We start from the raw sequence: 7986 nt of genomic DNA, 5'->3' as shown, positions 1-7986 counted from the left end.
TCCCGGTAGGCCCGGCCAAAGCCGGTGGAGCCGCCGTAGTTCACATCCAGCACGCCCCAGCCCCGCGAGGTCCAGAACTGAATGCCCAGGTTCAGACCCCGGCGGGCCATGCCGGTGGGGCCGCTGTGGCCCTTCACCAGCAGCGGCGAGCTGGCGCAGGCCCCGGTGGCGGGCGGATAGAACCAGGCATGGGTCTGCTGCCCCCCATGGCCGGCAAACCAGAGCGGCTCGGGCTGGCTGATCGCCTCCAGGGCCAGCGGGCAGGGGGCCACGGGAGTGTGTCGCCAGCTGCCGCTGGCGAGCTCCAACTCCAGCAGGCCTTCCGGGATGGTGGGGCTGCTTGCCACGGCCACCAGCTGGCCGGCTTCGGCGCAGAGGGCGGCCAGGTCGTCGAAGGGCACACCTAGGGGCTGCCAGGCCTCTGGTGTGCCCACGCGCTCTGCGGCCAGATCCACCCGGCCCAGCTGCCAGACGCCCCCGGTACAGGCGGCGGCAATCAGCTGCTCGCCGTCCCAGGCTGTGGTGGCCATCCCGTAGACCCACTGGGGCATGGCGAATTCGGCCTCAAGCGGCAGCAGGGGCTGCCAGCTGCCGGTGCCGATCTCCAGCCGTTGCAGGTTCCACCAGCCCGTGGCGTCGCTGGCCACCACCAGCTCGGTGGGGCTGATCCAGAGCGGTTGAAATATCGAGCTGGCCAGCTGGCTTTCTGCCCCGGAGCCGGCCACCGGCCGGGCATCCTCCAGGGCTCCGGCGGCGGTGATCCGGGCCAGCCACAGCTGGCTGCGCTGCCACGGCATCCAGGGTTGGTGCCACTCCACCCAGGCCAGCTGCCCGCCATCGGGGCTGAGGGCGGCATAGCCGCAGAAGTCGGCTGCCAGGTGCAGGAGCTCCGGCTCGCCCCCGGCCAGGGGCACCGCCACCAGTTGGTCGCGGCCCCCGGCCTCCATTACGCCGAGCCAGCGCTGGCGCTGGCTGTCGATCAGCCCATCGGCGAAGGCGCGATCGGTGGGGCTGGTGAGACGGCTGGGCTGGCTCGGGGCGGCCCCACCTAGCTGGAGCTGCCAGAGGCAGCGGTCGCCGTCATCGACGAAGACCAGCGTGTCGTTGGCCAGGGCATAAACGCCGCCGCCATAGCCGTGCACCCGGCTGCGCAGGTTCCAGTGGCCGGGGGTGAGCTCGCGGGCTTGGAGCCCAGCGGGCTCACGCAGCATCAAGGTGGTGCGGCCCTGCTCCTGGGGGCGTTGCTCCAGCCATAGCAGCCGTCCACCCCTGAGCTTGGGCTCCTTGATCGTTGGGATGCACCCCTCCACCAGCGAGGCGGCCAGGGGCACTTGCTCCAGTTTGGGCCGTCCTGGGCCCCCCAAATTTGGCTTCAATACTGGGCCCAACAGATCGTTCAACAGATCGCTCAACGGCTAGTCCAACGGGGATTTCAAGGCGAGTTCAAAGGCGAGTTGAAGAGTGTGCTGTTCAACCTGGCCCCCCAACCTGCCAGCAGGGGGCGGCTGTTTGGGCGTACCGGCTTAAGATCGGTCTTATCTATCCAAGTATCCTTTGGCCCCCAGCTCCGCTGCCAGCTTTGCCCAGATGGCTCGCACCGCGGTGCAGGCCAGCCGCGGCGTGCAGGTGCCCAAGCAGGCGCTTGAGCAGCCCCCCCTCACCATCCACACCCTGGGCGATGCCGAGCTGCGCACCCCCGCCAGGCGCATCAGCAAGGTTGATGGGAGCGTGCGAGAGCTGGCCCGCAACATGCTGCGCAGCATGTACAGCGCCAGTGGCATCGGCCTGGCCGCCCCCCAGGTGGGCGTGCACAAGCAACTGCTGGTGATTGATCTAGATCCCGAAAATGCAGCCGCCCCGCCGCTGGTGCTGATCAACCCGGAGATCAGCTCCTTTGGTGCCGCCGTCGAAACCTATGAGGAAGGCTGCCTGAGCATCCCTGGCGTCTATCTCAATGTGGTGCGTCCAGCTGCCGTTGAGGTCAGCTTCCGCGATGAGCTGGGCCGCCCCCAGCGGCTCAAGGCCGATGGGCTACTGGCTCGTTGCATCCAGCATGAAATGGACCATCTCAGCGGGGTGTTGTTCGTAGACCGGGTCACCGATGAGCTCAGCCTCAACGAGGGGCTCCAGGAGAAGGGCTTCCAGCGGGCCGACGTCCACACCATTCGCTGAGCTTTCCACCATGCCAATCAGGTTTTCCCCATGCCGATGAAGCCCTTGGCCGGGCTGTTCCTGGCCCTGGCCTGCCTGCTCGGAATCGCGGCCACCGGCTCGGTGTTTGAGCTCGCCTATGGCGATCCCGACCTGGGAACCCAGCTCACCGGCTGGATTCTGGGCCTGAGCCTGCCGGGCACCCTCTTGGCCTTGCTGGTGGCCATCCGCATCAACAAGCCTGCCTAGCCGGGGCTTCCCAGGGTGCATACGATTGCATCGATAACTAGTTGATGCCGCGATGCGTTTGCCCGATCCCCGCACCCCTGCGCTTGCTCTGGCAGCATTCACGGCCGTTTTAGGTGTCTGGGCACCCGATCCTTCCCGGGCCAGCGCCCTGTTTCAAGCGGTCGACCTGAGCCAGGAAAGCTTTGTGCTCGTGGCGGCGCCGATCGGGGATGGCACGCGAGCCCAACTCAACATTTATGAACAGGTGAAGCCCACCCGGCCCTGCTTTGCCGTCGTGCCTGGCGCGCCGGCGCCGGTAGAGCCGCTGCTGGCCAGCTTTGATTTCACCGGCATCTGCAGCCGCTTTATCGATGCCAATGGCTACTCCGTGCGGGTGGGCGGCGACGATCTGGCTGCCAGCTACCGGCTCACCGTCGTGCGCAAAAGTGGCGACAACCTGTTGCTGGCCGTGCCCACCAAGGCCGGGGCGGGGCCGGAAATGGTGGTAGCCCGCACCCAGGGTGCCGGCACGGGCTTTCTGCAACTGGTGTTTGAACCGGGCTGGCAGCTCAAGCGCCGGGCCTTCGGCGGTCGCAACTTGGGCCACGTCTACGTCTATCGCGAGGGCTGGCCCGATGCCCTGGCCCAGCCGGTCCTACCTGTCAATCCTGACCAGTCCGTTCAACCTGTACAACCTGTTCAACCAGTAGTGCAGCCAGTACAGCCAGTACAGCCTGGGCGGCCCCAGCCAGGCGAACCCCAGGTATGAGGCTGTTGCTACATTGATCAACTCCGTGAGCAGCGCAGCGCTTCATGACCCAGGTCACCGTCGGCGAAAACGAAGGCATTGAATCGGCCCTGCGCCGCTTCAAGCGCCAGGTGTCCAAGGCGGGCATCTTTGCCGACCTCAAGCGCCTGCGCCACCACGAAACTCCCGTAGAGAAATACAAGCGCAAGGCCCAGCAGCGCCGCCGCCGCCGCTGAGTCACCAGCTCAGTGCAACTGGTCAAAAGAGCGGTAGGTGAGAGCTTCAGCGATCGCAGCTGCACTTATTTGAGGTTGAGCGCCCAGGTCGCTGATTGTCTGGGCGACCCGTAGCAGTCGGGCCCCTGCCCGGGCGCTCAGTTGCCGCTGCCGTAAGGCTCCCTCCCAAACCAGCAGGGCCTGGGGCTCCAGCTGCACCACCTGATGCAGGACGCCGCCTGGAATGCGGCCATTGCTGCAGCCGGCGGGGTTGCGGCCGGCCATGCGCCTGCGGGCCCGCAGTACCCGTTGCCGCACCACGGCCGTCGACTCGGGCCCATCCCCATCGCTGTGCTGGCGAAAGGGGGCGGTGAGGGCGTGGCTGCTGGGGCGGCGCATCACCACCTGCAGGTCGATGCGATCCAGCAGGGGGCCTGACAACCGCCCCCAGTAGCGCTGCCTTTGCCCTTCGCCACAGCTGCAGCTGCGCTCCGGATCCCCCAGCCAGCCGCAGGGGCAGGGGTTCGTGGCTGCCACCAGGGTGATCTGACAGGGAAAGCGGGTGCGTTGTCGCGCTCGGTGGATCCATACTTCCCCGTCTTCCAGCGGCTGGCGCAGCTGGTCGAGCACCGCCCGCCGGAATTCGGCCAGTTCATCGAGGAACAACACCCCGTGGTGGGCCAGGGCCAGCTCGCCCGGGCGGGGCAAGCCGCCGCCGCCGAGCAGCCCCGCTGCGGAGCAGCTGTGGTGGGGGCTCCGAAAGGGTCTGGTTTCCAGCAGGCCCTGGCTGCTGTCCAGCAGGCCGGCCACCGAGTGGATGGCCGTGAGCTCAAGGGCCTCGGCGGGGTTTAGGGCTGGCAGCAGGCCGGCCAGTCGCTGGGCCAGCATCGTTTTGCCGCTGCCGGGCGGGCCGCAGAGCAGGAGGTGATGGCCTCCAGCCGCAGCGATCTCTAGGGCGCGGCGGCCATGGGCCTGGCCCTTGACGGCGGCGAGATCGCCGACCTCCGGGCCAGTTGGGCCTGGCCGGCGCGCCTGGGGGCGTAGCGGCTGCACGTTCTGATGGTTGGCGTGCGGATGCTGCAGGTGCCAGAGCACCTGGTTCAGATCGCTGGCACCCCACACCTGCAATCCGTCCACCAGGGCGGCCTCCCAGGAATTGGCCTGGGGCACCACCAGGGCCCGGGCGCCGTGCTGGCGGGCGGCGATGGCGATGGCCAACACCCCCCGGATCGGCCGCAACTCCCCATTGAGGGCCAGCTCCCCTGCACTCCATACCGCCTCGCTGCTCGCTGGGGCCAACTGGCCTGAGGCCAGCAGCAGCCCCAGGGCGATCGGCAGGTCGAAGCCAGGCCCCTCCTTGCGCAGGTCGGCCGGGGCCAGATTCACCACCACCCGCGTCTGGGGCACTTTCTGGTTGCTGTGGCGCAGGGCGGAGCGCACCCGCTCCCGGGATTCCTGCACGGCGGCATCGGCCAACCCCACCATCTGCAGCCCCGGGAGCCCCGGTGCCAGATCCACTTCCACCAGCACAGGCCGGGCCTCCAGCCCGAGCAGCGCCGCCGTCTTGCACCGTGCCAACATCCTGCCTGGGGCCACTGGTTTGTTAGTGCCACCCCTGTCCCACCCCTGGTGCCCCTGTGAGCCAAGACACGATCTTTGCGCGCATCCTTCGTGGCGAGATCCCCTGTGATGAGGTGTTCGCCGATGAACACTGCCTGGCCTTTCGGGATGTGGCTCCCCAGGCGCCGGTGCACGTGCTGGTGATTCCGCGCGAGCCCATCCCCGAGTTGGCCCAGGCCAGTGCAGAGGATCAGGGCCTGCTGGGCCATCTGTTGCTGGTGGCGGCCCGGGTTGCCCGCCAGGAGGGGCTAGAGGCGTTCCGCACTGTGATCAATAGCGGCGCGGCAGCCGGGCAAACCGTTTTTCATCTGCATGTGCACGTGATCGGTGGGCGTCCCCTGGCCTGGCCCCCGGGCTGAGCGCGGCCCGGCAACAATGGCCTGATCTAGCTCCCCCCATGAATTTCTTTAAGGCCCTACGCGATCAGCTAGCCAAGCTGCAGCGTCTCGCCCAGCCCTACTTCCTGCCGGTGGACGACACCCGGGGCTGGCAGTTCCTGTTGCTGGTGGCCGCGCTGCTGGCGGTGGTGGTGGGCAGCACCTTGCTACTGCTGACTGGGGTGCTGGCCCTCAGTGGGGCCCTGATCCCCGAATTGCGCAGCCGCTTTTTGCCGGGGGTGCCGGAGCAGGTGGCGGCGATCTGGCGTAGCCCGATCGGGCCGCTGGTGATGGTGTTGCTGGCCGGTGGGCTGGGCTGTTTTGTGGCCTTTCGCGGCAAATTGAGGCAGGGCCGCTGGCTGCCCTGGCTGCTGATGGGAGTGATCACCCTGCTGATCCTGGTGATCAATGGGATAAATGTGGGAATCAGCTTCATCGCTCGCAATATTGAAAATGCCCTGGTGGCCTATAAGGCGGATGATTTTTGGAAAATCGTAGCCATATATGCTTTTTGTCTGGTGCTGGCCCTGCCTATCCGGGCGATCCAGAGCTACCTGATTCCCAAGCTTGGCTTGTTATGGCGAGAGTGGCTGAGTGGGCGCTTATTAAATCGCTACCTCTCTAATCGGGCCTATTATATTCTCAACCCAAACGACGAGTCGATCGAAGAAATTGATAATCCAGACCAGCGAATTTCCCAAGATGCGGCCAGTTTTACTGGCACTAGCTTGAGCGTTGTTGTTGAGATCATCGCAGCCCTGCTCACTTTCGCCAGTTTCATCATTGTCCTATGGAACATCAGCGACCAACTAGCCTTGGTTCTGTTGGTGTACTCGGTGGGGGGCACGGGTTTGATTGTGTTTGCAAGCCGTAAGCTGGTCAATCTAAATTATTTGCAGCTCAAGCTAGAGGCCGATTTTCGTTATGGCCTGGTGCATATCCGCGACAATGCCGAGTCGATCGCCTTCTACCGCGGAGAGCAGCAGGAAGCCAACGAGGCCCAGCGGCGGCTGGGCGGGGCGATTAAAAACTATGACCGTTTGATCGTCTGGGAAGCCCTGATCAGTGTGATCCAGCGCTCCTATGATTACTTCTCAAGATTTTTGCCCTGGCTGGTGATTGCGCCGATCTACTTCGCCAAGCAGGTTGATTTTGGTGTATTTACCCAGGCCAGCATTGCCTTCAGCCAGGTTTTGTTTTCGGTGAGCTATATCGTTAACAACATCGATCGCCTCGCCGCCTTCTCCGCTTCGATCAGCCGTTTGGAGGGATTCCAGGGCAAGGTGGATGCGATCGGCACTGAAGCCGCCGCCCTAGAGGCCCAGCTGGCGGCCACCAGTGGGGGCCGCGACGACGGCTCGATCCTGGTCAGCCATGTGGACCTGGTGCCGCCCCGCACCAACCGCACACTGATTCGGGATCTGAGCCTGGAGGTGAATCGCAGCCAGCGCCTGCTGGTGGTAGGCCCTTCCGGCTGTGGCAAAACTTCTTTCCTGCGCATGGTGAGCGGCCTTTGGCCGCCGGCATCCGGCCGGGTGGAGCGGCCCAGCGAGGGGGAGTTGATGTTCATTCCCCAGAAGCCCTACATGCTGCTGGGCAGCCTGCGGGAGCAGCTCTGCTATCCCCAGCAGCCGGATCGCTTTAGCGATGGCCAGCTGCGCCATGTGCTTGAGGAGGTGCGCCTGGGCGAGCTGGTGCAGCGTTATCCCGACCTAAATATCATCCAAGACTGGCCCCGGCTGTTGTCCCTGGGCGAGCAGCAGCGTTTGGCGTTTGCCCGCCTGCTGCTCAATTCACCCAGCTTTGTGGTGCTCGATGAGGCCACCAGCGCCCTCGATGTGGCCACGGAGCGCCACCTCTATTCCCTGCTCAGCGAGCGGGAAATGGCCTTTGTGAGCGTGGGGCATCGCCCCACCCTCACCGCCTTCCACGACACGGTGCTGGAGCTCGACGGCAGTGGTAAGTGGCGACTGTTGCCGGCGGCCGGCTATGACGTGGGACGTCATGCCTGATCCCATGCCTGCTGAGACTCCGGCCACCAATCCACCCACTAGTTCATCCACCAGTGCCACTACCGGCGACATTCCGGCTTTTGGCTGGAGTGGCTACGCCGAGCGGGTCAATGGTCGTTTTGCCATGGTGGGCTTTGCGGCCCTGCTGCTGATCGAGGCCATCAGCGGAGACACCTTCCTGCACTGGGCTGGCCTGGTGCCCTGAGTCATCTCCCTGAGTGCGGCCAAGGCCTCTCACTTGAGGCCTTGGCCGCACTCAGGGGATCTGGATCAGGTCTACTTGCCAGATCCCGTTGCGACTCACCTGCACGGCCAGCTGGCGGCCATCGGCCTGGAGTTGCACCGCTTTTGGCACACCGTTGGGCACCATGGCGATCGGCTGCAGGCTCTGCAGCGAGCGGCGGTAGAGCACCAGCTCGGTGCGGCCTTCCAGCTGGCGCACCAGGGCGATTTTTTCCCCAGCTGCATCGACACTGACGCTCAAGGGCTGGGCATCGGCCCGGTTGAGGCCCAGCAGGGGCTGGGGCTGCTGGCGCTCCAGATCGAGCAGCATCACCTGCTCCCGCCCGCCCCGGCCACTTATCAGGGCCAGCCAGCGACCCGAGAGAGAAGGCTCCCGCGTGGCGCCCAAGGCC

At 65.6% G+C, this 7986-nt stretch carries 10 protein-coding genes; 7 read left to right on the top strand and 3 right to left on the bottom strand.

Annotated elements, in window-relative coordinates; genetic code table 11:
• A partial coding sequence (locus tag KBZ15_RS13915; protein ID WP_255015817.1) for a peptidase S9 occupies positions 1-1331 on the bottom strand: 1331 nt, incomplete at its 3' end.
• Between the two features lie 256 nt (positions 1332-1587).
• Here KBZ15_RS13915 and def point away from each other — a divergent pair.
• From def to rpsU, 4 genes are read left to right on the top strand one after another with little or no spacing between them, the layout of a single operon-like run.
• Complete coding sequence (gene def / locus KBZ15_RS13910; RefSeq protein WP_255015816.1) at positions 1588-2172, top strand: peptide deformylase; 585 nt, start codon at positions 1588-1590, stop codon at positions 2170-2172.
• Between the two features lie 30 nt (positions 2173-2202).
• Positions 2203-2400 carry a hypothetical protein gene (locus tag KBZ15_RS13905; RefSeq protein WP_197151584.1) on the top strand — a complete coding sequence of 66 codons (198 nt, stop codon included), beginning with the start codon at positions 2203-2205 and terminating at the stop codon, positions 2398-2400.
• A gap of 52 nt (positions 2401-2452) precedes the next feature.
• Positions 2453-3148 (top strand): DUF3747 domain-containing protein, encoded by a 696-nt coding sequence (locus KBZ15_RS13900; RefSeq protein ID WP_255015815.1) that lies wholly within the window; start codon positions 2453-2455, stop codon positions 3146-3148.
• Between the two features lie 44 nt (positions 3149-3192).
• A complete protein-coding gene (gene rpsU, locus KBZ15_RS13895; protein ID WP_010304532.1) occupies positions 3193-3363 on the top strand; it encodes a 30S ribosomal protein S21 in 171 nt (56 codons plus the stop codon).
• Positions 3364-3372: 9 nt separating this feature from the next.
• On the opposite strand, the gene KBZ15_RS13890 is transcribed toward rpsU, so the two are convergent.
• Positions 3373-4923: a YifB family Mg chelatase-like AAA ATPase gene (locus tag KBZ15_RS13890; protein WP_255015814.1), complete on the bottom strand. Its 1551-nt coding sequence runs from the start codon at positions 4921-4923 to the stop codon at positions 3373-3375.
• Between the two features lie 56 nt (positions 4924-4979).
• Between KBZ15_RS13890 and KBZ15_RS13885 the strand changes: the two genes are divergently transcribed.
• The 3 genes from KBZ15_RS13885 to KBZ15_RS13875 are packed head-to-tail and all read left to right on the top strand — an operon-like array spanning position 4980 to position 7556.
• Positions 4980-5321: a histidine triad nucleotide-binding protein gene (locus KBZ15_RS13885; protein ID WP_255015813.1), complete on the top strand. Its 342-nt coding sequence runs from the start codon at positions 4980-4982 to the stop codon at positions 5319-5321.
• A gap of 38 nt (positions 5322-5359) precedes the next feature.
• Positions 5360-7351 (top strand): ABC transporter ATP-binding protein/permease, encoded by a 1992-nt coding sequence (locus KBZ15_RS13880; RefSeq protein ID WP_255015812.1) that lies wholly within the window; start codon positions 5360-5362, stop codon positions 7349-7351.
• Between the two features lie 4 nt (positions 7352-7355).
• Complete coding sequence (locus tag KBZ15_RS13875) at positions 7356-7556, top strand: chlorophyll a/b-binding protein (RefSeq protein ID WP_255015811.1); 201 nt, start codon at positions 7356-7358, stop codon at positions 7554-7556.
• A 51-nt stretch (positions 7557-7607) separates the two neighbouring features.
• On the opposite strand, the gene KBZ15_RS13870 is transcribed toward KBZ15_RS13875, so the two are convergent.
• On the bottom strand, positions 7608-7986 hold a 379-nt coding region (locus KBZ15_RS13870; protein WP_255015810.1), incomplete at its 5' end, for a hypothetical protein.

Origin of the sequence: Cyanobium sp. BA20m-p-22 (assembly GCF_024346275.1) — a bacterium.
GTDB lineage: Bacteria > Cyanobacteriota > Cyanobacteriia > PCC-6307 > Cyanobiaceae > Cyanobium_A.
The sequence above is the reverse complement of the archived record's forward strand: the minus strand, read 5'-3'. Positions and strand labels throughout refer to the sequence as shown.